The sequence below is a fragment of the Acinetobacter sp. WU_MDCI_Abxd143 genome (assembly GCF_025514195.1).
In the GTDB taxonomy this organism is placed as follows: domain Bacteria; phylum Pseudomonadota; class Gammaproteobacteria; order Pseudomonadales; family Moraxellaceae; genus Acinetobacter; species Acinetobacter pittii_H.
In genome coordinates this window covers 906,100-930,536 of record NZ_JAHPTH010000001.1, presented here as the reverse complement: position 1 = coordinate 930,536, position 24,437 = coordinate 906,100, and the positions used below count along the sequence as shown (strand labels likewise).

General features: G+C 37.4%; 24 protein-coding genes and 1 pseudogene. 13 read left to right on the top strand and 12 right to left on the bottom strand.

The annotated features are described in order from the left end of the window. The first annotated feature begins 115 nt into the window (after positions 1 to 115). The gene (gene serC, locus KTI79_RS04380; RefSeq protein WP_032052980.1) at positions 116 to 1,195 is read left to right on the top strand and encodes a 3-phosphoserine/phosphohydroxythreonine transaminase; all 1,080 of its coding nucleotides are present in this window, start codon (positions 116 to 118) and stop codon (positions 1,193 to 1,195) included. A 63-nt stretch (positions 1,196 to 1,258) separates the two neighbouring features. Here the strand turns inward: serC and KTI79_RS04375 are convergent, their stop codons facing one another. Together KTI79_RS04375 and KTI79_RS04370 are read right to left on the bottom strand one after the other, a co-directional pair. After that, positions 1,259 to 1,405, bottom strand: a complete 147-nt coding sequence (locus KTI79_RS04375; protein ID WP_199937000.1) for a hypothetical protein — start codon at positions 1,403 to 1,405, stop codon at positions 1,259 to 1,261. Between the two features lie 33 nt (positions 1,406 to 1,438). Next, a complete protein-coding gene (locus KTI79_RS04370) occupies positions 1,439 to 2,380 on the bottom strand; it encodes a hypothetical protein (protein ID WP_086376152.1) in 942 nt (313 codons plus the stop codon). A gap of 245 nt (positions 2,381 to 2,625) precedes the next feature. On the opposite strand from KTI79_RS04370, the gene KTI79_RS04365 reads away from it, so the two are divergent. After that, positions 2,626 to 3,114 (top strand): YaiI/YqxD family protein, encoded by a 489-nt coding sequence (locus KTI79_RS04365; RefSeq protein ID WP_079284089.1) that lies wholly within the window; start codon positions 2,626 to 2,628, stop codon positions 3,112 to 3,114. Between the two features lie 7 nt (positions 3,115 to 3,121). After that, positions 3,122 to 4,030: a DMT family transporter gene (locus tag KTI79_RS04360; RefSeq protein WP_057074300.1), complete on the top strand. Its 909-nt coding sequence runs from the start codon at positions 3,122 to 3,124 to the stop codon at positions 4,028 to 4,030. A 29-nt stretch (positions 4,031 to 4,059) separates the two neighbouring features. On the opposite strand, the pseudogene KTI79_RS04355 reads toward KTI79_RS04360, so the two are convergent. Next, a pseudogene (locus tag KTI79_RS04355) lies at positions 4,060 to 4,161 on the bottom strand (PilZ domain-containing protein); the annotation flags it as partial. Positions 4,162 to 4,289: 128 nt separating this feature from the next. On the opposite strand from KTI79_RS04355, the gene KTI79_RS04350 reads away from it, so the two are divergent. The 3 genes from KTI79_RS04350 to KTI79_RS04340 all read left to right on the top strand — a co-directional run bounded on the left by KTI79_RS04350 (position 4,290) and on the right by KTI79_RS04340 (position 8,719). Continuing rightward, positions 4,290 to 5,525: a lipoprotein-releasing ABC transporter permease subunit gene (locus KTI79_RS04350; RefSeq protein ID WP_004790618.1), complete on the top strand. Its 1,236-nt coding sequence runs from the start codon at positions 4,290 to 4,292 to the stop codon at positions 5,523 to 5,525. After that, positions 5,518 to 6,204: a lipoprotein-releasing ABC transporter ATP-binding protein LolD gene (lolD, locus tag KTI79_RS04345; protein WP_002118798.1), complete on the top strand. Its 687-nt coding sequence runs from the start codon at positions 5,518 to 5,520 to the stop codon at positions 6,202 to 6,204. The genes KTI79_RS04350 and lolD overlap by 8 nt, the downstream gene beginning before the upstream one ends. 82 nt (positions 6,205 to 6,286) lie before the next feature. Continuing rightward, a complete protein-coding gene (locus KTI79_RS04340) occupies positions 6,287 to 8,719 on the top strand; it encodes a DNA internalization-related competence protein ComEC/Rec2 (protein WP_032052989.1) in 2,433 nt (810 codons plus the stop codon). On the opposite strand, the gene KTI79_RS04335 is transcribed toward KTI79_RS04340, so the two are convergent. Then, entirely contained in the window at positions 8,672 to 9,655 is a 984-nt protein-coding gene (locus tag KTI79_RS04335; RefSeq protein WP_079284090.1) for a lysophospholipid acyltransferase family protein, read from the bottom strand. The two genes, KTI79_RS04340 and KTI79_RS04335, sit on opposite strands and share 48 nt — an antisense overlap. A gap of 133 nt (positions 9,656 to 9,788) precedes the next feature. Between KTI79_RS04335 and sppA the strand changes: the two genes are divergently transcribed. Beyond that, on the top strand, positions 9,789 to 10,805 hold the full coding sequence (sppA, locus tag KTI79_RS04330) for a signal peptide peptidase SppA (RefSeq protein ID WP_005067744.1): 1,017 nt from the start codon (positions 9,789 to 9,791) through the stop codon (positions 10,803 to 10,805). Positions 10,806 to 10,828: 23 nt separating this feature from the next. Then, the gene (locus tag KTI79_RS04325) at positions 10,829 to 11,629 is read left to right on the top strand and encodes an alpha/beta fold hydrolase (RefSeq protein WP_017385815.1); all 801 of its coding nucleotides are present in this window, start codon (positions 10,829 to 10,831) and stop codon (positions 11,627 to 11,629) included. Between the two features lie 76 nt (positions 11,630 to 11,705). Here KTI79_RS04325 and purN read toward each other — a convergent pair whose 3' ends face one another. Continuing rightward, positions 11,706 to 12,335, bottom strand: a complete 630-nt coding sequence (gene purN / locus KTI79_RS04320; protein ID WP_016140245.1) for a phosphoribosylglycinamide formyltransferase — start codon at positions 12,333 to 12,335, stop codon at positions 11,706 to 11,708. Further along, positions 12,332 to 13,402 carry a phosphoribosylformylglycinamidine cyclo-ligase gene (gene purM / locus KTI79_RS04315; RefSeq protein ID WP_009393601.1) on the bottom strand — a complete coding sequence of 357 codons (1,071 nt, stop codon included), beginning with the start codon at positions 13,400 to 13,402 and terminating at the stop codon, positions 12,332 to 12,334. The genes purN and purM overlap by 4 nt, the downstream gene beginning before the upstream one ends. 135 nt (positions 13,403 to 13,537) lie before the next feature. Between purM and cxpE the strand changes: the two genes are divergently transcribed. The 4 genes from cxpE (at position 13,538) to KTI79_RS04295 (ending at position 20,072) form a co-directional block, all read left to right on the top strand. After that, positions 13,538 to 14,731, top strand: a complete 1,194-nt coding sequence (gene cxpE, locus KTI79_RS04310) for a chloramphenicol efflux transporter CxpE (protein ID WP_016140247.1) — start codon at positions 13,538 to 13,540, stop codon at positions 14,729 to 14,731. Between the two features lie 20 nt (positions 14,732 to 14,751). Continuing rightward, positions 14,752 to 15,450: a DnaA regulatory inactivator Hda gene (gene hda / locus KTI79_RS04305; RefSeq protein ID WP_032052997.1), complete on the top strand. Its 699-nt coding sequence runs from the start codon at positions 14,752 to 14,754 to the stop codon at positions 15,448 to 15,450. A 339-nt stretch (positions 15,451 to 15,789) separates the two neighbouring features. Then, positions 15,790 to 17,640, top strand: coding sequence for a rhombotarget A (gene rbtA / locus KTI79_RS04300; protein ID WP_032052999.1), 1,851 nt, complete (start codon positions 15,790 to 15,792; stop codon positions 17,638 to 17,640). Between the two features lie 14 nt (positions 17,641 to 17,654). Further along, on the top strand, positions 17,655 to 20,072 hold the full coding sequence (locus tag KTI79_RS04295; RefSeq protein WP_032053001.1) for a CSLREA domain-containing protein: 2,418 nt from the start codon (positions 17,655 to 17,657) through the stop codon (positions 20,070 to 20,072). A gap of 95 nt (positions 20,073 to 20,167) precedes the next feature. Here KTI79_RS04295 and KTI79_RS04290 read toward each other — a convergent pair whose 3' ends face one another. The 5 genes from KTI79_RS04290 to KTI79_RS04270 form a co-directional block, all read right to left on the bottom strand. After that, positions 20,168 to 20,557, bottom strand: a complete 390-nt coding sequence (locus tag KTI79_RS04290; protein ID WP_016140251.1) for a DUF3106 domain-containing protein — start codon at positions 20,555 to 20,557, stop codon at positions 20,168 to 20,170. Continuing rightward, entirely contained in the window at positions 20,547 to 20,867 is a 321-nt protein-coding gene (locus KTI79_RS04285) for a hypothetical protein (RefSeq protein WP_002118556.1), read from the bottom strand. Before KTI79_RS04285 ends, KTI79_RS04290 begins: the two co-directional genes overlap by 11 nt. Further along, positions 20,857 to 21,471, bottom strand: a complete 615-nt coding sequence (locus KTI79_RS04280) for an RNA polymerase sigma factor (RefSeq protein WP_032053004.1) — start codon at positions 21,469 to 21,471, stop codon at positions 20,857 to 20,859. The genes KTI79_RS04285 and KTI79_RS04280 overlap by 11 nt, the downstream gene beginning before the upstream one ends. A gap of 159 nt (positions 21,472 to 21,630) precedes the next feature. Next, positions 21,631 to 22,407 (bottom strand): TrmH family RNA methyltransferase, encoded by a 777-nt coding sequence (locus KTI79_RS04275; RefSeq protein ID WP_032053006.1) that lies wholly within the window; start codon positions 22,405 to 22,407, stop codon positions 21,631 to 21,633. Between the two features lie 59 nt (positions 22,408 to 22,466). Next, entirely contained in the window at positions 22,467 to 23,438 is a 972-nt protein-coding gene (locus tag KTI79_RS04270; protein WP_002118934.1) for a class 1 fructose-bisphosphatase, read from the bottom strand. A 185-nt stretch (positions 23,439 to 23,623) separates the two neighbouring features. On the opposite strand from KTI79_RS04270, the gene KTI79_RS04265 reads away from it, so the two are divergent. Then, positions 23,624 to 23,809: an NF038105 family protein gene (locus tag KTI79_RS04265; RefSeq protein WP_002118730.1), complete on the top strand. Its 186-nt coding sequence runs from the start codon at positions 23,624 to 23,626 to the stop codon at positions 23,807 to 23,809. Between the two features lie 51 nt (positions 23,810 to 23,860). On the opposite strand, the gene pal is transcribed toward KTI79_RS04265, so the two are convergent. After that, the gene (pal, locus tag KTI79_RS04260) at positions 23,861 to 24,421 is read right to left on the bottom strand and encodes a peptidoglycan-associated lipoprotein Pal (protein ID WP_002118513.1); all 561 of its coding nucleotides are present in this window, start codon (positions 24,419 to 24,421) and stop codon (positions 23,861 to 23,863) included. Between the last annotated feature and the right edge of the window lie 16 nt (positions 24,422 to 24,437).

The following is a 24,437-nucleotide window of genomic DNA, read 5'->3' as shown; positions in this document are numbered from 1 at the left end:
TAAACCTAAATACAGTCCAGCATTGAAATATTTACTTGAGAAGCTGCTGCAAGCTTAAGCAATCTGTGGTTAAATGCCATTTTTACTGTGTTTGACTTTATACAAGGGAAAAATCATGCGCGCGTACAATTTCTGTGCTGGTCCTGCTGCATTACCTACTGCCGTTTTAGAAAAAGCTCAACAAGAATTGTTGGATTGGCAAGGTAAAGGTCTATCCATCATGGAAATGAGTCACCGTAGTGCTGACTATGTTGCTGTGGCTGAAAAAGCTGAAGCAGATTTACGCAAGTTAATGAATATTCCAGAAAACTATAAAGTACTGTTTTTACAAGGCGGTGCGTCATTACAATTTTCTGCTATTCCTTTAAACCTTTTAGGTAAGAACAGTAAAGCCGATTATATTCACACCGGCATCTGGTCTGAAAAAGCGTTAAAAGAAGCAAAACGTTATGGCGACATTAATGTTGTAAATGCTGGTATTAAAGTAGATGGCAAGTTCGCAATTTCTGAACAAAGCGAATGGAATTTATCTGACGATGCAGCCTATGTACATTATGCGGATAATGAAACGATTGGTGGCTTACAGTTCGCAGGAATTCCTGATGTAAAAGCTCCACTTGTTTGTGACTATTCATCAAGTATTTTATCTGCTCCATTAGATGTGACCAAGTTTGGTTTAATCTATGCTGGCGCACAAAAAAATATTGGTCCTGCTGGTTTAACAATTGTCATTATTCGTGATGACTTACTTGATCAAGCTAAACCAGAAATTCCAAGCATTTTAAAATATGGTGATCAAGCGAAAAATGGTTCTATGGTAAATACACCATCGACTTACGCTTGGTACTTGTCTGGTTTAGTATTTGAATGGTTACTAGAGCAGGGTGGGGTAGATGCTATCCATAAAGTTAACCTTGAAAAAGCTCAGTTGTTATATGGTTATATCGATTCAAGCGATTTCTACAATAACCCGATTGCAATTCCGAACCGTTCAATTATGAATGTACCGTTTACCTTGGCAGATGAGGCTTTAGACAAGCAATTCTTAAAAGAAGCGGAAGTAAATCATTTGTTGAATTTAGCTGGACACCGTTCTGTGGGTGGTATGCGTGCAAGTATTTATAATGCTGTACCGTTAGAAGGCGTACAGGCTTTAATTAGCTTTATGGATGATTTTGCAAAACGTAATGGTTAAGCAAATCAAATAAATAAATAAAGCCCTCAAATGAGGGCTTTATTTTTGAATAAATTTTATAAACTAAAAAGGCACTAAACCAAGTTGGTGCACGAATATGGCAGCTAAAAACATACCCAATACAAAAAAGCAAAACGCACCAGTATCGACCTTTACGCGCAGGCTACTAGATTGAATGAGGCTGGTAGTTTGTTCGGGTATAATCTTCATTCAATAACCTAATTATTAAAATATTAGTGAAATTCAATTAGTTTCACCCTTTTTAGCACAAATAGTCGCCTGAATCCAGATATTACCGCGAATATATTCGCCAATATTAAAGTTTTTATACAAATCGTTTTTGGTCGCAATGCGCACTAATATGGCAGGAAGATCATCTTCTAAAACCAAAGTGACATCATAAAGGGTATATTCTGCCCCCATAAATGTCATAGAAGTTTTACCAACAATATTACCTTGGAACCATGCTTCATCTTCTTGACCAAGATTTTCGCCATATAAATAAGCGACCATTTTAGAAAAATCAACGGTTACAGGTTCTTGATCTTCTGGAGTTTTTGGTTGCCATTCATTAATGAGTTCCTGTAAGTTTTCAGGAGCAACACCATTATGTTCAGTTAAAATTGCATTTAATGCACGGTGATGTTTGATAGAAGCGGGGTCATCAACAATGATTTTTTCACCTGCTGGAACAGGTTCTAATTCATAAGCCCATGCATTAAATTGGACTTGATAGTTTTGATTTTTGTCATATTGACAGTAGTTAACACTAAATAAATTATCAAATGCATAAACAGTTGTATTTTTATTTAGTCTTAAACTTAACACGGCTTGTGTAGCAGAGTCGCAAGTAATGATGCGTTCAATTTTCGCATTATATTGATACGGACTTTCAAAACTTGGGAAAGCTGTTTTAAGCGCACGAGGTTTTTGATTTTCAACAGCAATAATTTGATTGATGGTAACTTTTTGGTCTTGTGGACCTTGAATGAGCCAAAAAGATTGGTCCATGTCTTCTTCATATTCACACAAACCCATTGGCATTACAGGTGCATCAAGTGCCAGTCCTAACCATTTTGGTACATCTGTTTCGGGATGGGACGTCAATAGATTCCAATGTTCTCCATGACTACCAAAATTTTGGTCATTTACTTTAATAACTTCTGGACTGTTTTGATTTTTCATAAGCACGATGCTGTTGGGTTCACATTACTTGTTATATTAAATCGAGGGTGTTTACTATTTTTCAAGTCACCATATGTAAATTCTCTTGTAAAAGCGCGTATTTAGTTATTTAAAAAGAAGCGCCGTTTCTATTTATAAGATAAAAGTACGCTTAACTTATAAAAATATAAACGTTGAAATTAAAAATCACTTTAATCGTTATTTTTACTCACCTTAGAAAAGCATCTGTTAGACTAATATTTTTAGTGGAAATAGAGAATAACGTGCTGCCATTTAAGCTATGGGTAGACGCAGACGCCTTACCGAAAATTTTACGTGAAGTGATTTTACGTGCCTCAGATCGTTATCAATTAGAAGTCATTTTTGTTGCTAATCAGAATGTTGGGATTACGCCTTCAATACGAATTAAATCAATACAAGTGTTAAGTGGTGCCGACCAAGCAGATAAAGAAATAGTTGATCGTATGACTGAAAATGACATTGTCATTACGCAGGATATTCCACTGGCAGCTCAGGTGATTGAGAAAGGTGGAGTTGCTATTCATCCCCGTGGTGAAGTCTATACAACGGCGAATGTTAAAGCGCGTTTACATCTACGTGATTTCATGGATACGCTTCGTGGTGCAGGTGTGCAAACTGGTGGACCGCCTCCTATTTCCGAGCGAGATAAACGTGAATTTTCAAGTTCATTAGATCAAACGATTTTAAAGCAAAAACGTAAAATAGCTAAGTGAGCATCGCATGCCATCGCAAACCAATTTGGCTCTAACCTATGCCTTGTTAGTGTTTATCTGGGCAACAACTCCGTTGGCAATTGTCTGGAGTGTGTCAGATCTACATCTGATGTGGGCATTGTTATTACGCTTTTTTATTGCACTGCCTTTGGCTGTCATCATATTGCTAATTTTGAGAACACCTTTTCCGACTCATCGACAAGCAGTTCATAGCTACATTGCTGGATCTTTTAGCTTAATTGGTTCTCAAATTTTTACTTATGCCGCGACCCAATATTTAAGTTCAGGCATGATTGCACTTATGTTTGGCTTAGCACCGATTATGGCGGGGCTTATTGGGCGGTTTGCTTTTGGCCAACAACTTTATAAGCTGCAATGGTTGGGTATGGCAATTGCGGTCTGTGGGCTAGCTATTATTTGTCTGAGCGGTGCGAATCAGCATGTACACCCGTTTGGTATTGTTCTTATGCTGATCAGTGTGTTTGTTTATTCATTTTCAATTTTCTGGGTCAAGAAAGTTAATGCACAGATCCAGCCGATGGCTCAGGCAACAGGCTCTATTTTAGTGTCTTCTATTTTTGCTAGTTGTTTCATCCCATTTATTTGGCAATATGCACCGACACATTTGCCGGAAGCCAAATCATTATTTGCCCTAATTTATACGGTACTCATGGCTTCACTGGTTGCTATGTTCTGTTATTTCAAACTTATACAAAATATTCAGGCAACCACCTTGTCTTTAACTACAGTGATCACGCCAATGATCGCTATGATAATTGGGGCTGCTTTAAACCATGAACAACTTTCAATTATGGTTTTTGTAGGCGCTTTCATTATCTTGTCTGGACTCTTTTTATATTTCTATAAAGACATTCAGGCAAACCGGAACTTTGCTCAACATATGAAGTCTAAATAGTAGAAGATTTGGGTAATTTGTTGAGCTTATTCATTAAATTGTTCTAATTCGTAGCGAAATGCACGATCAAATTGATCTCCCAACTTAACTAGTAGAAAATAGCGCAGCAATATAATATTAGGATTGTTAAGGATAAGTCAGAACTTACTGATTTTTAAACCTTAATACAGCATCTAACGGTATGGTCAAATAGTAGATGGGGGTGCAATTTGCCATCAACATCTTATATTTTCCATCAATGACCTTGGATTTAGAAGGTATGTTTAAACCAATCTCACTGTATATAGGGTTGAGATATACTCGCGCAAGACGCAGTAATCATTTTATTTCTTTTATTGCATTGGTTTCGATGGTCGGTTTGACACTAGGTGTCGCTGTGCTGATTACAGTACTTTCTGTCATGAACGGTTTCGATCGCGAATTGAAAAACCGTGTGTTAGGAATGGTGCCGCAAGCAACAGTTTCATCTACACAAATCCTCACGGATTGGCCTGAACTCGTGAAGCGAGTTGAACATCATCCACATGTAACAGGGGTTGCACCTTTTACGCAATTGCAAGGTATGTTAACTGCGCAAGGGCAAGTCGCTGGTATTATGGTGACGGGTATTGACCCAAAATATGAAAAGAATGTCTCTATTATTCAAAATCATATTGTTGCCGGGAGTTTAGATTCACTTAAAAAAGGTGAATTTGGTATTGTACTTGGTAAAGATATGGCTGATTCATTGGGCTTACGTCTAAATGATAGTGTGACATTGGTTTTACCAGAAGCAACACCGTCTCCAGCAGGTGTTGTACCTCGTTTCAAGCGTTTTAAAGTGGTTGGTATTTTTAGTGTAGGCGCTGAAGTGGACTCTATGGTGGGTTATATTGCCCTATATGATGCTTCAACCTTATTACGCTTACCAGATGGTGCTCAAGGTGTCCGTTTAAAACTAGATGATATTTTTGCAGCACCGCAAGTTGCTGATGACTTAGTAAAAAGTTTACCAAGCAATTTCTACGCGACGAACTGGACCTATACGCATGGTAATTTATTTAATGCCATTCAAATGGAAAAAACTCTAGTCGGTTTATTGCTTGTCCTTATTATTGTGGTTGCAGCATTTAATATTGTTTCGTCATTGGTCATGGTGGTGACTGATAAAAAATCTGATATCGCAATTTTGCGTACATTAGGCGCTTCGCCATCCATGATTACTAAAATATTTATGGTTCAAGGCACCGTAATTGGTGTGATTGGTACCGTTGCAGGTACGGTTTTAGGTGTTATTTTAGCTTTAACCATTAGCGATATCATTTCATGGTTTAACAATGTGTTGGGCTTAAATCTATTTGATGCTTACTTTGTACATTACTTACCTTCTTACTTAAGATGGCAAGATGTGACGATTATCGTGATTGTTTCTTTACTTTTAAGCTTCTTGGCGACTATTTATCCGGCGCTTCGTGCTGCCAAAGTTCAACCTGCCGAGGCTCTGCGCTATGAGTAAAATTGTTTTAGAAGCGAAAGAAATATATAAACATTTTGATGACGGTAAATCTAAAGTTGAAGTCATTAAAGGTCTTTCTTTACAAGTTGAAGCAGGGCAGTTTGTTTCGATTGTCGGTGCGAGTGGTTCAGGTAAAAGTACTCTGCTTCATGTGCTAGGTGGTTTGGAGCAGCCAACTCAAGGGCAAGTATTTTTAAATGGTCAGCGCTTTGATAATTTAGGTGAAGCTGAACGTGGTTTTCAGCGCAACCAATACCTCGGTTTTGTTTATCAATTTCACCATTTATTACCCGAGTTTTCTGCGCTTGAAAATGTAGCAATGCCTTTAATGCTTCGTGCAGATAGCCAATTTAAATCGGTAAAAGCGCAAGCTGAATATTTACTTGATCGAGTTGGATTGTCTCATCGTATGGATCATAAGCCAGGGGAGCTTTCGGGTGGTGAGCGCCAACGTGTGGCTTTAGCGCGTGCTTTAGTCACTAAACCTGCAGTTGTTCTGGCTGATGAACCTACAGGTAATTTAGACCGTAAAACAGCTCTAGGTATTTTTGAATTACTGACCGATCTTAAGAAAGAACTCAACATGGCAATGTTAATTGTGACCCATGATGAGCATTTAGCTCAGGCTGCTGATTCTATTTTGCATATGCAAGATGGACTCTGGGTGAGTGGTTCTTAAAAATTGTCATTAAATCACATTGTTAAAGCCCACTGAGTTGGGCTTTAATTTTGCCCCTAAAAAGATAATGATATGACTTTAAATGTTAAAACTTATTTTAATGGGGTGGATTGGGGGTATTGCATTTATGGGGATAGACCTCCCTTTAATAATGCAATATGGGTGGTTAGGTAAAGTCTCGCTTGTTATAGGCTTTATTTTTTATATTTTTAAGAGAAATATTTTCTTAAATCGCCCCATATTTAAAACCATTTACTGTCTAGTCTATGCTATTAGTCTCTTTACTATAGGATATCAATATGCTCAGCATGCCTTAAATCAAAGATTAGAACTGCGACAAATGCAGCCTAAAACTCTAGATATTGTTGTGTATGTCGACCGTATAAGTGAAGAAAAAGAAGATAAGACACAGCAACCCGTTCAGGTACTAGGGCAGTCCTTACATCCCGTTAATTGGCTATTATATTTAAAAAATCAAAAAGTAATCTCAGCCGTAGATGAGCCAAAATTAAAATTAGGCCATTACTATCGAATTTCTGGTAAAACCAAACCTGCTCATAGTTATGCAGTAGCTGGTGTTTTTGACCAAGAACAATGGTTTATTCAGCGAGACATAATGTCTAGTTTTAGTGTTCAGCATATTGAGCCTTTAAACTCTAATGAAATTTATCAGTTGGGTTATCAACATCATTTAAAAGAGCAACAAAAGTTTTTTAACAGCCAAAAATTAAATATAGAAAAATTGCGTCTAAAATTTAGATTGATGCTACAAAAATCTCCTTTGCAAAATAAAGGACTATTATTAGCTTTATTAACAGGGGACGAAAGTCTCTTAAATGATGAGATTAGAAATCAATTTAAGGAATTAGGAATCTCTCATCTATTGGCGATTTCAGGGCCTCATGTACTCATTTTTGCCATGATGTTGACTTGGGGATTACATCAATTAATACGACGTTATTATCCGCAGCTTTATTTGCGTCAACCTAAACAAATTTGGACCATGATTCCGTTATGTTTTGGTGTTTTGATTTATACGGCATTTGTTGGTTTTGAAATTCCCGCCTTAAGAACTTTACTTTCAGTATTTTTATTTGCTTCTTTATTATTGACCAAACTGCCTGTTAAGCCATTTTCGCTCTTGGTTTATAGTGCAAGTTTACTTCTACTTTGCGATCCTTTTAGTGTTTTATCCGCAGGATTTTGGCTCTCTTATGGTTCTTGCTTTATTTTATTACGGATTTATCAAACTATAGAGCAGGCTCCAAATCTTGTTTCAACTAGTCTGTTATCTAAAATCATTCTTTTCGGCAAAATCTTAATTGAATCTCAAGGCAAAATATTTATAGCCCTATGTCCTTTAATGCTAATTTTCTTTCAACAGATTTCATGGGTTGCTCCTTTTACAAATATTATTGCTGTTCCTTTACTTGGAGGAGTAATTGTTCCTTTAAATATTTTTGCAGCTTGTGTATGGCTTATTTTTAACTCCTTCGGAAATTTACTTTTTCAAATTAATGATGTTCTGATTAATATAGTACTGACATGTTTTGGCTTTTTAGAGAAGCTATCTCTACCATTACAAGGTTTTAGCCTCACACCACTTGCTTTGGTTTGCCTTAGCTTCGTTATTATTATCTTATTTTTACCGCGTGGGGTTTTACCTAAATCTTGGGGGCTAATATGCTGTTTACCCTTGATCATTCCAGATAAGTCGTCCCAGCAAATTCAATTAAATATTATAGATGTAGGACAGGGGCAATCTATATTCTTACAGCACCCGCAGCAGACATGGCTCATCGATACAGGTGGGTCTTATAATGAGAAAGCTTTTAGTATTGGTCAAAATGTGGTGATTCCATATTTACGTCAAAAGGGAATTAAGCAACTGGATCACGTCGTACTATCTCATCTCGATCAAGATCATAGCGGAGCATTTCCTTCGATTGCTCAGACTTTTTCTATTAAACAAGTCATATCAAATGAATTATGGAAAGAGCAAATTAAAGAACCATTTACTTATTGTCATCAAGGGCAAAAATGGCAATATCCACAATTAGATATTGAAATTCTTTGGCCTAAAGAAAAAGATTTAAACTTAGTTTCTTCAAATCAAAACCAATATTCTTGTGTGGTTTATATTCGCTTAAAACAGATAAATGGTTATCAAAATTATTTAGTTATGGGTGATGCAGGGTGGGAAGCAGAATATCAACTCATGAAAGAATATCCTGATTTAAAGGTAGATGTTTTGGTATTAGGTCATCATGGAAGTAAACATAGTTCGGCTTATGACTTTTTAGCGACTCTAAAACCAAAGCTTGTTGTTGCTTCTGCTGGCTTTAATAATCGTTATGGTCATCCAAGCAAAGAGGTTTTAGCGAGAGTACAAGCACTTCATATTCCATTTAAAAGCACAGTTGAACAAGGAACATTAAGCTTTGTATCTCGCAATCATCAGATGGTTTTATACACTCGACGTTTCGAGCGTACTTGGCTTCACCGGAATTTGTGAAGCCTCGGCTTTAAGCTTGGCAATGATTTGTAGCGCTTCATCTGGATCAAGATTATAAATATTATCTAAAGCAGGGTTTGCTTTAAAACGTTTATAACTCCAGTGATAGTGTTCAGGATAATGCTGGATCAGTTGTTCAATGGCTTGATGAATAACAAAGGTTCCATCATCGGCACTACCTTCGTAAATCTTCTCATCCATAGGCTCAATATGCATCGTAAAACCGTCGTGTTCATTACGAATCGCATAAAGAAATAATGCTTTGGCTTTTGTTTTTTGGATGAGCTTGGCACTTAAATTACTTGAAGCAAGTGGTACACCAAAATAATTGATCATATCCCCACCAACATTAGGTGTATGGTCGGGTAAAATTACCGTGGTTTCGCCTTGTTTTAGTGCTTTAAAAATTTGTCGAACACCCGTCTCATCGGTAGGTACCAAGTTGGCTTGTTCACGACTACGTGCTTCGCGAACAAAACGGTCTGCATCTTCATTTTTTACAGGCTTGTATAAAATAGTCATGGAAGTGAACTGGGCACACCAAGCATTCATGATTTCCCAGGTACCAAAATGTGGAACAATCAAAACCACACCTTTTTTTTCTGCCAGTGCTTCATGAAAGTAATGTTCACCCTCAATATGGTGAATTCTTGAAATATTCTTACTATTTGATGAGCCCCAAATACTTAAAAACTCGAAGTATGAGGTTAACTCGTTACGAATAGCTTGTTGTGTAATATCTATTCGTTGCTGTGGTGTTAAGTGGGGAAGTGCAATTTGTAAGTTAAGTTCTATACTTTTTGATGTTCTAGTAATTTTTAAAGTATTGACTAACCCTGCCAACATACGGGCAATAAAACGTCCAAATTGAATGGGTTGACGGCTAAAAGTTTTGAGTAAGTAATAGTTCATGCTTTTTACATCTAGTTTGGTCATCTATCGCGGTAAAAAGGAGGCAACAAGTAAAAAAAGATAAAAATATTATAAATGAAATCATATAATTTAGACAGTTTTTATCAAATCAACGTATATAATGACATCATTTTAGATTGATTTGGATTGGAATTTTATGTCCGATTGGCCACCAAAACCACAAAATGAACCTATAATCCCTAAACAAAATGGACCAGAATGGCAAATTCTTGAGAAGGCTGTACTTGCTTCAGTAGAAGAGCAACGCCGTAGTCGTCGTTGGGGTATCTTCTTCAAAACATTAACTTTTATTTATCTACTATTTATTATTGTACTTATGGGTAAAGGCTGTTCAACCAGCAAAGAAGGCTCTGCTGTAAGTAGCAGTAGTGCTCATTTAGCGGTGGTAGATATTATTGGAACGATTGATGCTTCAAGCAATCAAGCGGTAAATAGTGAAGATACCAATAAAGCGCTTAAACGTGCTTTTGAAGCCTCAAATAGTAAAGCTGTTGCACTTAATATTAACTCACCTGGCGGTTCTCCAGTTCAGTCTGATGAAATTTGGCAGGAAATTCGTTATTTGAAAAAACAACATCCTGATAAAAAAGTTTATGCTGTTATTGGTGATATGGGTGCATCGGGTGCGTACTATATTGCGTCTGCTGCCGATGAAATTATTGTCAATCCATCAAGTTTAGTGGGCTCAATTGGCGTGATCATGCCGAACTATGGAATTACTGGTTTAGCTCAGAAGCTGGGTATTGAAGATCGCACTTTAACTGCCGGAACGAATAAAGACATTTTAAGTATGACAAAACCGATTGATCCTGCTCAAAAGCAACATATTCAATCTGTTCTTGATAATGTTCATACTCACTTTATTACCGCAGTGAAAGAAGGCCGTGGCAAGCGCTTGAAATCAAATGATCCAGCTATTTTTTCTGGTTTATTCTGGACGGGTGAACAAGCAATTCAATTAGGTGTTGCTGACCGTTCAGGTAATATTACGAGCTTGATGCGTGAACTAAACCTTGATAATAAAGTTGACTACACAATTGAGCGTAACCCACTACAATCCATTTTGGGTCGTATGGGAGCACAAATCGGGCAAGGAGTAAGTGAATCTATTGCTCAAGAGGTGCAGACTAGTCAAAGCGCAAAATTACAATAAATCTGTATTTTTAGGATAACGGTATGTCAGTAAAACCGGTTATACACTTTGCGCATGCTAATGGTGTGCCATCTATGGTGTATCAAAAATTGTTTGATCAATTAAAAGATGAGTATGATGTAATTTATGTTCCACTCATTGGTCCTGACAAACGTTATCCTGTGACTAACCATTGGCCTGCTTTGGTTGATCAAGTTATTGATAGTATTGTGCGTCAGGCGAAAGGACGTAAAGTCATCGGATTAGGCCATTCTCTTGGTTCGGTTTTAACATTAATGGCATCTTTTCGACGTCCTGAACTGTTTTCTCAAGTCATTATGTTAGATCCGCCTCTTATTTTAGGGCGATATTCATTTGCTTTTCATATGGCAAAATTATTTCGTCCTAAATTGGTTGATGCGATGACACCAGCGGGCTTATCTGCACGTCGTCGTGAACATTGGGAGTCGAGAGAGCAGGCTGCTGAGTTACTTCGTCCTAAAGGATTTTATAAAGATTTTGATGAAGATTGTTTTCAGGCTTATATTGATTATGCTTTGAAAGAAGATTCGATTCGCGGTGGAGTAACTTTAACGATTTCTCGTGAAGATGAAGTTGCAATTTTCCGTAAAAATCCTTCTTGGTGGTGGCTGCCTATGCCAAAACCTAAGATGCCTGTGCATTTAGTTGTGGGTAAAGGAAGTGATTTCTTAAAAAGAGGCTTTCCTCAAATGGCAAAGCGAAAAATGGGAATCCCATTTACTGTGGTTGAAGGGGGCCATATGTTCCCTCTAGAGCATCCTATTGATACAGTAAATTCTATAAAGAAATTGATTCATCATTAATTAAATTAATTTAAAGCTTATAAAAAAAGGACATGCCAGCATGTCCTTTTTTATTTTTGTTTGTTAGTAAAATACTTTACCAACTTGCAAAACGAATAGGGTCTTTTAGAACTTGATTACGGAAATAGGCTTGCCCATCTTTCCATGTAAGTTGACCGTTACACAGCCACTCTGCAACTTGTGGGTAGATAAAGTGCTCAAGTGTGTGCACTCGATCTGCTAATGAAGCGGCAGTATCATGTTCTTTAACTGATATAGCTGATTGGGCAATAGATTGACCAGAATCCAGTTCAGCAGTTACAAAGTGTACGGTACAACCATGCAAACGATCACCTGTGTTTAAAACACGTTGATGAGTATTCACACCTTTGTAAGCTGGAAGAAGCGAGGGATGTATATTCAGCATTTTCCCTTGCCATTTGTTGACAAAGGTTGGTGTTAAGATACGCATGAAGCCAGCTAAAATAACTACATCTACTTCCCAAGCTAAGAGTTGCTGATGCATTGCCTCATCAAAAACTTCGCGCGTTGGAAAGTCTTTATGGGAGATAACAGCGGTAGCAATATTGGCTTTTTGAGCACGCTCTAGGGCATAAGCATCTGCTTTATTAGACAGTACACCTACAATTTGCCCTGATAGATTTGCATCTATCAAGGCCTGTAAATTACTGCCGTTCCCAGAGACTAGAACAGCAATTTTTATCATGCAAAGATCACACGAATTTTTTCGTCTGCACCTTCTACTGATTCAGCATTTTCTTGGATATGTCCAATCTTCCAAGCTTTTTCGCCTTGAGCATTAAGCACTTCAATTGCTTTTTCAGCATCATTTGCATCAACAGCAATAACCATACCTACGCCACAGTTAAAAGTACGGTACATTTCAAAGCGTTCTACATTGCCTTCGCGTTGTAGAAGTTGGAATAATTCAGACCATTCCCAAGAAGACTCATCAATTACTGCTTGTGCACCATTTGGTAATACGCGAGGTAAGTTACCTGGTAAACCACCACCAGTAATGTGTGCCATAGCATGAACATCAACTTGTTTGCAGAGTTCAAGAACTGGTTTTACATAAATACGAGTTGGTTCCATTGCTACATCAGCAAGAGGACGACCATCAATCGTTTGAGTTAAATCAACGTTTTTAACGTCTAAAATTTTACGTAGTAATGAGTAACCATTCGAGTGAGCACCACTTGATGCAACGCCGATAAGTACGTCACCAGACTTTACTTTAGAGCCATCAATAATTTTGCTTTGCTCAACAACACCAACAGCAAAACCAGCAAGGTCGTAATCTTCGCCTTCATACATGCCTGGCATTTCTGCGGTTTCACCACCTACAAGTGCGCAACCTGCAAGCTCACAACCTTTACCAATACCAGTAACAACATTTGCAGCAACGTCAACATTTAAGTGACCAGTCGCGTAATAATCAAGGAAGAATAATGGTTCTGCACCACAAACTAAAAGGTCATTTACACACATAGCCACAAGGTCTTGGCCGATTGTGTCATGACGATTAAGATTAAGTGCCAAACGTAATTTAGTTCCTACACCGTCGGTTCCAGAAACTAAAACAGGCTCTTCATAACCTTTAGGAATTTTGCATAGTGCACCAAAGCCACCAAGACCGCCCATTACTTCAGGACGACTTGTACGTTTAGCGACTGACTTGATACGATCGACCAGTGCGTCGCCCGCTTCAATGTCGACACCCGCATCTTTGTAGCTTAAACCGGTATTTGGGGTAGAAGTTGAGTTGCTCATAAATGAAGTCTCCGCATTGGCGGCAGATTATAACCTGAATATACGAAACTCTTATGTTATTTATGCTCGAAAATGCTATCTTTAATAAAAATATTTTTTCATTTATAACGATTAAATCAAAAAAGGCTAGATTTTATGCAAGATCGTATACTGCGCCGTATTTTTTTACTCGCAGGTATTGTATTGCTGGTATGGGTGTTGTACTTACTCAAGCCTGTAGTCATTCCTTTTATCGGTGCTTTTTTCCTCGCTTATTTATTCAGTCCACTTGTTGATGTGCTGGTAAAAATGAAATTGCCTCGCTGGTTGGCAATTAGCATGGTATTTGTTGGAATAGGCGTAACCTTAACTATTGCACTCTGGTATTTAGTTCCACTGATTTGGAAACAATTAGTTTATGCCCGAGATAGTATTCCAGCAGGCATTCACTGGATTAATGCTACTTTTTTACCTTGGGTATCTTCGACATTTAATGTCCAGCAAATGGAAATTGACACCGAGCAGTTGTCTAAAGCTGTGATGGAATATGTCCAAACTAATTATAGTGCAGACAGCATTCAGGCAGTATTATTAAAATTGGCTCAATCGGGTTTGAATTTTATTCAAATTGGTGGGACAGTTGTTTTAATTCCTATTATTGCCTTCTATTTCTTGCTTGATTGGGAACGTATGTTACAAAACTTACGTCGTCTCATTCCGCGTCCATATGAAGCAACTACTTTACAGATCGTTGGCGAATGCCATAGCGTTTTAGGTGCATTTGTTAAAGGTCAGTTTCTGGTCATGCTATTGCTTGGCGTAGTTTATGCAGTTGGTTTGCAACTCATTGGTTTGGAAGTTGGTCTTATTATTGGTATGGTGGCTGGGCTTGCTAGTATTATTCCTTATTTAGGATTTGCCGTAGGTATTATTGCAGCTGTTATTGCCAGCTTGTTCCAGTTCGGATTGGATTGGATGCATCTATTACTGGTTGGTGTAGTTTTTATGATTGGCCAAGCGGTAGAAGGCTATATTCTACAGCCATTCCTACTGGGCGATAAAATTGGCCTATCTCCTGTAGCAGTTGTCTTTGCAGTATTGGCAGGTGCACAGCTTGCAGGCTTCTTGGGAATGTTAATTGCATTGCCTGTTGCTGCGGTTATTGTAGTGTTGTTGAAGCATTTAAGAGAGAATTATGAAAGAAGCTCACTTTATGCTCCACCTTCTACATTAGTGATCCAACATGGCGATATTGAGCAAATTCATGTACAAACTGAGAGCACTAAGCTTGATCTTGAAGTTAAAACACAGCAAGATACAGATGAACTGAAATCCCCTAACCAGAAATAATTTCAAGGTTAATTCAATATATGCGTCAACTCCAACTGGATATAGAACCTCAACTTGATGCCCGAATCAGTGATTTTTCGGGACCGGGTTGGGGGCATGTAGTCGATGCTGTGCGTCAATTACATGCTGGTCTGGTGAGTAGGTTTTACATCTATGGTGGAGCTGGGACGGGGAAGAGTCATTTACTTTCTGCAATTTGTGATTCTTATTTAGAACTAGGCAAATCTGCGATTAAAGTCTCTTTACTGGAACTGCTTGATGCACCTATTGAGGCAATTACGTCTCTAGAACATTATGATCTTGTTGCTTTGGATGATATTGAATCAATTAGTGGCGTACCTCACTGGCAAAAAGCTGTTTTTCATTTAATGAATAATCACGAAGGACAACTTGTATTTTCTTCGCGTGTAGCACCGATCGAATTAAAGCTTGAATTGCCAGACTTACAGTCACGACTTACACAGGCCGTTAGTGTAAAAGTGCCGAGTGGAAGTTTATATGCAGACCGCTATGCCTTGGTTACATCTGTAATGGCTAGACGTGGTATCCACTTCGATCAGCAAATTGTTGACTACTTATTATTACATGGTCCTCATCAGGCCTCTCTTTTACTACAGACGGTTGCGCAGTTAGAAAAGCTGCTCAAAGGTGAAAAAACAAAACTATCTAATGCGACTTTAAGACAAATTTACGCTTTGATTGATGAATATCAACAATAAGTTTCTTGATCTTAAATTTGCTGTTTTGCTTAAATTAAACTCATATAATTTAAAAAAATAGCTTTCCCTACATAAGTTTTTTCATTTCAGAATAGTTATATTTATAATTTCTAAATTTTCTTTTAATTTTTTAATACGCCACTTTTTTGTATTTAAAAAAAATTTTTAGAACTACGAAGCTTTTTGTAATCTAGCTCAAAAATGACTCTAAAGACCGACCAAAATGTCTTGAGAATTTCTACTTCCTGTGACAAAGTACGCACAAAGGATGCGGTTGCAAAAGTGGAAATTTTGCAATTTTGACAAAGAAAAATGAAAAAAAGATGTAAGGAGATGGGTATGCTCAAACGGAGCATTGCTTTTGCTTTATTGGCTGCTGCTGGACACGCTTATTCTGCCGATATTCAAGTCACAACTACAACTGATGAAGACGTCGATAACACGGTCTGTTCATTACGAGAAGCTGTTGAACTTTTAAATAGACTTAATTCAAGTGATTCTAAGGTTGTTGCATCTGTAAAAGATGGTTATCGTGGCTGTGCTAGTGGTGACTCAAGCAATATTATTTTGCAAAGAGATAAAGAGTACACACTTAATGAAAAAATAAAGATTACAGCCCCTCTAACAATTAGTACTGCTAAAAATGATTCTACGCTAGTTGATACTGATCAACCAGGTTCGCATAACGCTACAATAAAAATGGTGGGTACCGATCAGTTATTTATAATTGATGATGAAAGTATTGAAAAAGCATCAATTTCTGTTTCACTAACTGATCTTAACTTACAAGGCGCTGGTTTAAAATCTAAAGCTGTCACTGGTGGGTTGATCGATAATCATGAAATATTAAAGATCCAAAACTCCCGTTTAATTGATGGATACGCAGCTCAAGGGGGAGCAATTTATAATAGAGGATTGGTCACGAAAAGTGGCCAGACTTATGGTTTCGTCACTATTACCAATACTCTTATACAAAATAATAAAGCAACACAAGGTGGAGTAATTTATAGCGAACAGCCTTTGTATTTGGTCACGCAGTCTGTAATTCGAGACAATGAAGTTAGTTCTGCAGCTGGATCACTTTTCTTCAGTGCAAGTAAATTTGATGATGCAAGTACAGGTGGATACTTAACTCAGCGTGCTACCGGACTGAGTAACAGTACTTTTTTCCACAATAAAGTAGGTTTTATTGCAAATGTTCAAGATGGAATGTTTGTTAATAACATCACGATGATCAAAAATGATAAAGGGTTATTTCTTGATGCCCCACAAGGCAAGGCTTCTATCTCAAATAGTGTTTTAGTTGGAAATACGATCAACTGTCAGGCTACTGGTACCGATAAAGCAATTATACAAAGTAATTTAGTGACAACCGAATGTAATAGGAATGCGACATCTAAGCTCCCTAATATTCTTTATCCCGCTAATGAAAAATTAATAGCAGGTAGTACAGATGAGGGAGTATGTGATGTAACAGCAAAAGAAGGTTTATTTTGCCCTTTTAACACTCCTAAAGATAGCTTTTTAGGTTTTTTTAAACCTCGACTTTTAGAAAGTTATAATACTTTAGCTGACTCCTTAATTATTAATAAAGGTCGTTTATATAGTGACGGCACTTCAGTCGGATTAGCAAGCTGTGAAAGTGTTGATCAGCGTGGGAAAAAACGTAGTGGTTATGATGAGTTATGTGATCTTGGAGCGATCGAATATATTTTAGATACTGAGATATCCTCAGTAGGCCAAGATATTAGATATGGGCAGGTTGCAAAATTTAATATACTAGGTTCTCTAAGTGAAGCAGATTTAGTGACTCCAGCTACGTGTAAGCGATTGTTTGGCGAGCGAGCTGATGGAAAAGAATGGCAACCAGGATGCCTTAGAATTAAACAAAGTACAGACACCCCAGTTTCTAAAGGCACTATAACTTTAGATCAAAATGGAAATGTAATTTATACACCAAATGGGAACTGGCATGGCGCGGATATTTTTAGTATACAGGTTGTTACGAGTGTGTCTCGATTTAATGAAGGCGTAGAGTTTCAATATATCACTATTCCGACAAGAATTGTTCAGGATCCTTTATCTGGAATTGAAGACAAATCTGCCAGTACCGGAGGTGGAGGTAGTGTTGGTGGGGTCTTTATTTTAAGTTTATTAGGTTTAATTGCTTTACGCCGTTTCAAGTCATAATCAGGGATGAGACTATGAAAAATTATAAGAAGGCATTATTAGCATTAGCTGTGCTTGCAAATATGCCACTTTTTGCTGATACCACAAATAAAAGAATTGAGGTCACAACTTTTGCTGATGAAGATGGTGAAAATACGAACGCATGTTCATTAAGAGAAGCTATTAAAGTTGCAGAAACTCGTAAATCCGCTTATGGATGTACTGTATTTAGCCTCGATACTGATCAGGTAATTCAGTTAAAAGCTGGAACTTATACTTTAAATAAAGAATTGGTGCCCAATGCTAATATTTCTATTTATGGCTATGGTGAACGTGAAGAAGATAAAATTTGGTCAGAAAAGAATGTTTTAACAAATGACTATCCTGCTCTACCAGAACTTAAAACACGTATTAATGCTGCGGGCAAGTCGCGTATATTTAATACAGCGGAAAATCAAAAAGCTCTATTCCTGCAAAATATTATTTTAGAAAATGGTATGGCTTCAAATCAAGGTGGGGCTATTTATGCGGGTGGTGATGTTACCTTATTAAATACTCAAATTTTGAATTCACAAGCACCGAAAGGTGGAGCGATTTTTCTTGGTGGCAATGAGGTAGACCTATCGATAAGTCATTCCTTGGTACAAGGCAATCAGGCAACAACTGGTAGTGTGTTAGCTATGAGTTGTAAAAATGGTACTGAGTATGCCAAACGAGAGGTTACTCTTACATCCTCAAGTATTGTCAAGAATGGTTCAAGCAATTCTGCTAGTACATTTGAATTTTGTGGCGAGCCGAAAGCTACTTTTACAATTAATACAATTGCTCAAAATATTGCCAGCACTGTAAATGGGGTTATTTTAAAATTTACAGGAGATGCGATTCCTGGTAATACAACAAATCCATCAACTATTTTAAGTGGTGGAAGTAGTTTAAAACTACAAAATAATACTATTGTTGAAAATAACGCAAATACAACTTTCCTATATGATAGTTTAGGTGGGAAAGAATTAAATTTTAATATAATTGGATACAATCCAGTTGGTTATGCTTGTCGATATCTGGCAGGCTCAGCAGCTGATTTGAAGAACTCAGGTCTTAGATTATCTTTCAATGCACTAAATTTAAGTAATAATACTGATAAATGTGATTTACCAACAGAGGTACTTTCGTCAGCTAATAAGACAATTGATATTTCAGGTGTTCCATTTAACTCTTTACTTGAGCGCCATGAAAAAGCTGCAGCAGTAACTGGTTTTTTACCACTTTATTTTCCATTGTTAGCTGCTGGAAAAGAAGATTTAATAGATGTAGACCCTGAGGGTAAAGCTATATGCGCTAATATAGATCAACGTGGTTTAGCTCGACTCCCAACTAATAAGCCATATTATCAGCCCGATAACATTGCTCGTAATAGCTGTGATATAGGCTCTATAGAATTAATGAAATTAACTGCTGGTGATTTAAGAGGTTTGGGTAATGAATCACTTACTACTTTACTTGAGAGATATCAAAAACAATATGATACAGTAGAAAAAAATCTGACTAATCCACTTTATTCATATTTGTGGGATGCTCTAAAAAAAGATTTGGCAAATTATAAAAATCTTCTTGATCAAACTAAGGCCAATGCAAAATATCGAGCAATCTATATTGATTTGAAGGCAAATGGTTTGCCTTTGCCAAATGAAGATAGTAGCCATCTTCTCAAATTTTTTAATAGTACGGACTATAATATTAATCTTGAATCTGTTGGAACAGGATTGATAGACGACAAAGTTTCAAGCACGAAAAAAGATGATAAACTTTTTTGTGAGTGGAATAGTGCTTTGCAGCAAATTATATTTTATCGATCGGATGATATTACTACCCAAGCTGGCGATTACAATTATTGTAAATATACGGTTAGTACTAAAGATGGGTCTATTCAATCATCAGGACTGCTAGAAGCCCGATTTGATAATGTTGCACCAGTAGCAAGTGATAGTAAGGTGGTATTTCAATATTTAGCAAATGAAATCATTCCATTAAACTTACTTAAATATGCAAATGATGATGGGGATGGTCCAGCTAATACACTTATTACAAAGCCAAATAAACCTCAGTTTGCAGATTTACCTATCTATTTACCAAGTAAAAGCTCAAAAGATGGAATTTTTACGGTCGTGAAGGCAGATAGAGAAGGCCCTTGTCCAGGTGAAGATAAGGATAATACTTGTTATGGTGGTAATATTTATATTCAGGCTAAGAACAGTTTTAATAACTTCAATGATACGTTAACTTATTACGTATATGACGCTGATAATAAAATTTCAAATGCTGGTACTCTGAGTTTAGTTAGCAGTAATACTGCTGCTGGTGGAAATAGTAGTAGGGGCGGTGGTGGTAGTTTAGGAATTTTGTCTTTAGCATCTTTACTTGGTTTAGTGGTCTATAGACGCTACCGTAAATAAACGATATAAAATAAAAAAGCCTCCAATTGGAGGCTTTTTTATAGAAAATTATTTAAGACATTAAATTCACTGTGTAGGAATTTTATAGAGTATATTTAATGTTCTAAATACTTGTTCATATACTCTTCACGAATAGCTGTTCTTTCTTCACCATTCGCTTTAAGCATACGCTCACGTAAGTCTTTACGTTCTTGCGTACTCATCTTTTGCCACGCTTCTCGCATTTTTTGTTTTTCAGCTTCAGGAAGTTGAGTAAACCAGTCCATGCGTTGCTGTAAGTTATTGCTCTGATTTGCTGGTAACTCTTTTAAACTCTGGTAACGTTTAATGACTGCACGTTGCTCTTCTTCAGAAAGAGCATCCCATGTGTCATCGACTTGTGCATTGGCATCTTTAGAAAAAATCCAAAAGCGTTCAAAACCTGCAAAACTTGTCTGCAAGAAACTTAATGAACACAGGATAAGTGCTAATTTTTTAGCTGCCATGTTGTACTTTATCCTCACCCAACACCATTAACATCTCTAAATCTTCTACCATTTGTGGAGATAATTTAGGATTTACGATGACTTGATTTTGTGGCTTATCTACAATTTCGACTGAGTTTGGCAGGATTACAAAACCTGTAATTGCTGCAGCAAGGGCAAAACCAGTCATTTTCCAGACACTATAATAAGAGGCTGGTTTTTGTTGAATATGGTCAAGCACATGATTCATGACCACTGTTTTGTTTTTATGGTGATCTGCCAAACTATCAAGTTTGGATGTCACCTTTTTAGTGAAATCATCATGATTCATCAGAACCTCCCAAGGGATTTAAATGTGCCAAGTATTCTCTAAGTCCCTGAATTGCTCGGTGATAATGGGTTTTCACACTACCTTCGGTACAGTTCATGATCTGAGCCGTTGTATGGGTGTCAAACCCTTCCCACGCACGTAACATAAATGCCTGCTGTTGACGAACAGGTAGTTTTTCAATCGCTTCCCGAATTTCCTCTATCGTTACCGCTTGATCTAGAAAATCTGCAGGATTAATGGCTTTTTCATCAACTACATCGATAATTTCGTCGTCGTCATTATCCAGACTAACTTTTTTGAAGAATGAAAATGGGTTTGACCTACGAGCTTCTTTGCGGCGCCAATCCTGAAGTTTGTTATTCAAAATAGTGTAAAACAGGGGATACCATTCTTCAGTACTTTTATCGGCGTAAGATTTGTGTAAAGCAATAAATGCTTCTTGTACCAAATCCATCGCAATACCTTGTTGACCTTGGGTAGCACTCTCCATCATCACCAAAGCACGACCAGTGACATCTTGCATGAAAACTTTCAGGCGTTGCTCAGCCGTGCTGACATGAACACTAGATGTTTCCGATCGAGACTTTTTCGGTGCTAAATCCATGGAGATGGAAAATCCTGTCATTGGACATACCCACCTTATTTTCAATATATCTCTTATATAACGTTGAAAAGAGGTGGGAGGTTGACAACAATCGGTTATTTTTTACTAGTGTAATTGATTTTTTTCACAAATATGTGCGATGTAAAATAAATTAACGTTTTATTGGCGTTGGCGGACCATCTCAAAAAAACAAATTGATCCTGCAATTGCCACGTTTAATGACTCTTGTCCACCCGGTTGAGGAATAGTCACTGATTGTGCGTGATCTAACGCGTAATCGCTTGCACCTTGACCTTCATTTCCTAAAATCCATACACATGGTTTAGAAAGGTCTTTTGAGTAAAGACTGGTTGAGCGATGAGAGCTAGTAACAAAAACAGGAATTTGAAATTTCGGAAGGATATCTGTCAGCTGGAAGTTTTCAAAACAATGTAAGCTAAAATGAGCGCCCATACCTGCTCTTAAAACTCGTGGTGACCAAAGTGATGCAGAGCCTTGTGTGCAAATGATTTGTTTAATATTTGCTGCTGCTGCTGAACGTAGAAGTGTACCTACGTTACCCGGATCTTGAATATTTTCTAGAATTAAGGTGTCTACATTGTAGTCGACGGTTGATGCAGTTTTAGGTAAATCAATAATCGCTAAACAAGGTAAGCTTGTACCTAATGTGCTCAAATCTCTATATAAAACTTCACTAATAACAAAGATATGGCCTTGATGTAGCTCTGTTATTTTCTTTAAATCTTCGTGTTCTAATGCTTGTTCTGTCGTAAATAAAGTAAAAATCTTTTTTTGCTGTTGTAACCACGCCAAACAAAGATGTGTGCCTTCAAGAACGGTTTGTTGGTGCTTTTTTCGGGCATTACTGAGTTCGATTAATCCACGCAAATGTTTAATTTTTGCATTGTCTTTTGATTCTAAAAAAATAACCGCCATAAGAAAATATCCAACAAAAGGGCACCATCATACTATGATGCCCTAAGTAATTAAAATTATTAGTGGTAGCTTGTTACGCGTTCAACTTCATTTTTAGAACCAATGATTACAGGTACACGTTGGTGAAGTTCTGTAGGTTCAATCTCTAGAATGCGTACACGGCCAGTAGTTGATGCACCACCTGCTTGTTCAATGAGCATACTCATTGGGTTCGCTTCATACATTAAACGTAAACGACCTGCTTTTTTAGGATCTTTTAAGTCGTATGGGTAAAGGAAAATACCACTACGACATAAAATACGGTGAATATCACCCACCATACATGCTACCCAGCGCATATTGAAATCTTTTTCACGAACAGATGTCTTGCCTGCGAGTAATTCATCAATATATTGTTTTACTGGTTGTTCCCAATGACGCTGGTTAGATGCATTAATAGCGAATTCTTGAGTGTCTGCTGGAACTTGTACATTCTCATTAGTAAGCAAGAAGGTTTGAGTTTCTGGATCTAAAGTAAAGAATGCTACGCCATTTCCTACAGTTAAAGCCATCATAGTTGATGGGCCATAAAGTACATAACCAGCAGCAACTTGCTGTGTGCCAGCTTGCATGAAATCGTTTGCTTGTGTTACTGCATTTTTTGCAGGCAAAATAGAGAAAATCGTACCTACACACATATTGATATCGATATTGCTTGAGCCATCTAATGGATCAAATAAAACGAGGTATTTACCATTTTCTTGTGCAGGTGTGAACTCATCAAGCTCTTCAGAAGCGAGACCGCCTACGTGCGGGTGTACTTTTAAAGCATCAATTAAGTAGTCATTTGAAATCACATCAAGTTTTTTCTGTGTTTCACCCTGAACATTTTCATTGCCAGCACTACCTAAAATACCAGCCAGAGCACCTTTTTGTAATGCTTGGTCGATTGTTTTACAGGTCGTGGCAATAGTATCGATGACTTGAGCCAACTCAGGTGTTAGATTCCCTTTTTGTTGTTGTAAAAATTGGGACAAAGTGAGGTTGGACATAAAAAAACGCTCCTGTGCTTCAAGCATCAAAATGAGTCAGATAAATACGTGGCATATTCTAGATGAGAATGTCACAAAATAAAAATTATCTTACTTTATTTGTGTTGGATTTATGCTTACAAGCCCCAATTAAAATGGTATGTTGATTGCATCACAAAGGACTGTATATTTTTAGGAGAATCGAAATGACAACAAAGAAGTTTGATGCGACCCCCACGGCAGGTGAACCAATCAATCTAGATGAAATTTCGAAAGAAAATGTTCAGGAAGCTTGGAAAGACTACGAGGCAAAACCTGAATATAAAGATTTTAATAAGCATGATTTGATTGAGTCCATGCAACACCCTGAAGAAGAAAAGAAGTCTTCTTAAGTAATAACAAAAAACGCTCATATTTTTATGAGCGTTTTTTATGCAGATCTCTTATTTTAATAAAGGAGGGACTGCTTCATAATTAATTTCAACACGGCGGTTTTCTTTCCACGCTGATTCATCATGTCCTGCATTAACAGGAGCTTCTTTACCATAACTTACAGCTTCAAGTTGCTGCGGGTTTACACCATTGGTAATTAAATAGCTTTGTACAGCTTTAGCACGACGCTCACCTAAAGCCATGTTGTATTCACGTGTACCACGTTCATCTGTATGACCAGTTAATGCAACTTTTGAATTTGCATTTGCGATAAGGAACTGAGCATGAGCTTGAAGTGTTTGGTAGTCTTCAGTAGATAAATCGCTGCTGTCATAATCAAAGTGAACAACGCGTTTAGCCAAAGCCGCTTTATTTGCTTCAGTTACACCTTTAGATGAAGCACCTGCCAAATTTTGAGCATTTAATGCGGCATCTTCACTCAAACCAGAAGTGTTTACCGTACTTGGATTTGTACCTGTCGTGGTCGTCGCTGCCGGTTTACGGCTAGCACAGCCTGTCATCACAAGTGCTACGCTAAGAAAGGGTAGAGCTAAATATTTGATTGATTTCATGATCATCTCCGTCAAT

Coding starts and splice junctions, on each gene's coding strand:
- KTI79_RS04360 (WP_057074300.1), top strand. CDS start 3,122: ATGCCATCGCAAACCAATTTGGCTCTAACCTATGCCTTGTTAGTGTTT.
- KTI79_RS04340 (WP_032052989.1), top strand. CDS start 6,287: ATGTTAAAACTTATTTTAATGGGGTGGATTGGGGGTATTGCATTTATG.
- KTI79_RS04285 (WP_002118556.1), bottom strand. CDS start 20,867: ATGAATCATGATGATTTCACTAAAAAGGTGACATCCAAACTTGATAGT.
- lolD (WP_002118798.1), top strand. CDS start 5,518: ATGAGTAAAATTGTTTTAGAAGCGAAAGAAATATATAAACATTTTGAT.
- KTI79_RS04280 (WP_032053004.1), bottom strand. CDS start 21,471: ATGGATTTAGCACCGAAAAAGTCTCGATCGGAAACATCTAGTGTTCAT.
- rbtA (WP_032052999.1), top strand. CDS start 15,790: ATGCTCAAACGGAGCATTGCTTTTGCTTTATTGGCTGCTGCTGGACAC.
- KTI79_RS04350 (WP_004790618.1), top strand. CDS start 4,290: ATGTTTAAACCAATCTCACTGTATATAGGGTTGAGATATACTCGCGCA.
- KTI79_RS04270 (WP_002118934.1), bottom strand. CDS start 23,438: ATGTCCAACCTCACTTTGTCCCAATTTTTACAACAACAAAAAGGGAAT.
- KTI79_RS04370 (WP_086376152.1), bottom strand. CDS start 2,380: ATGAAAAATCAAAACAGTCCAGAAGTTATTAAAGTAAATGACCAAAAT.
- serC (WP_032052980.1), top strand. CDS start 116: ATGCGCGCGTACAATTTCTGTGCTGGTCCTGCTGCATTACCTACTGCC.
- KTI79_RS04295 (WP_032053001.1), top strand. CDS start 17,655: ATGAAAAATTATAAGAAGGCATTATTAGCATTAGCTGTGCTTGCAAAT.
- sppA (WP_005067744.1), top strand. CDS start 9,789: ATGTCCGATTGGCCACCAAAACCACAAAATGAACCTATAATCCCTAAA.
- KTI79_RS04325 (WP_017385815.1), top strand. CDS start 10,829: ATGTCAGTAAAACCGGTTATACACTTTGCGCATGCTAATGGTGTGCCA.
- purN (WP_016140245.1), bottom strand. CDS start 12,335: ATGATAAAAATTGCTGTTCTAGTCTCTGGGAACGGCAGTAATTTACAG.
- KTI79_RS04375 (WP_199937000.1), bottom strand. CDS start 1,405: ATGAAGATTATACCCGAACAAACTACCAGCCTCATTCAATCTAGTAGC.
- hda (WP_032052997.1), top strand. CDS start 14,752: ATGCGTCAACTCCAACTGGATATAGAACCTCAACTTGATGCCCGAATC.
- KTI79_RS04265 (WP_002118730.1), top strand. CDS start 23,624: ATGACAACAAAGAAGTTTGATGCGACCCCCACGGCAGGTGAACCAATC.
- pal (WP_002118513.1), bottom strand. CDS start 24,421: ATGAAATCAATCAAATATTTAGCTCTACCCTTTCTTAGCGTAGCACTT.
- cxpE (WP_016140247.1), top strand. CDS start 13,538: ATGCAAGATCGTATACTGCGCCGTATTTTTTTACTCGCAGGTATTGTA.
- purM (WP_009393601.1), bottom strand. CDS start 13,402: ATGAGCAACTCAACTTCTACCCCAAATACCGGTTTAAGCTACAAAGAT.
- KTI79_RS04275 (WP_032053006.1), bottom strand. CDS start 22,407: ATGGCGGTTATTTTTTTAGAATCAAAAGACAATGCAAAAATTAAACAT.
- KTI79_RS04335 (WP_079284090.1), bottom strand. CDS start 9,655: ATGACCAAACTAGATGTAAAAAGCATGAACTATTACTTACTCAAAACT.
- KTI79_RS04290 (WP_016140251.1), bottom strand. CDS start 20,557: ATGGCAGCTAAAAAATTAGCACTTATCCTGTGTTCATTAAGTTTCTTG.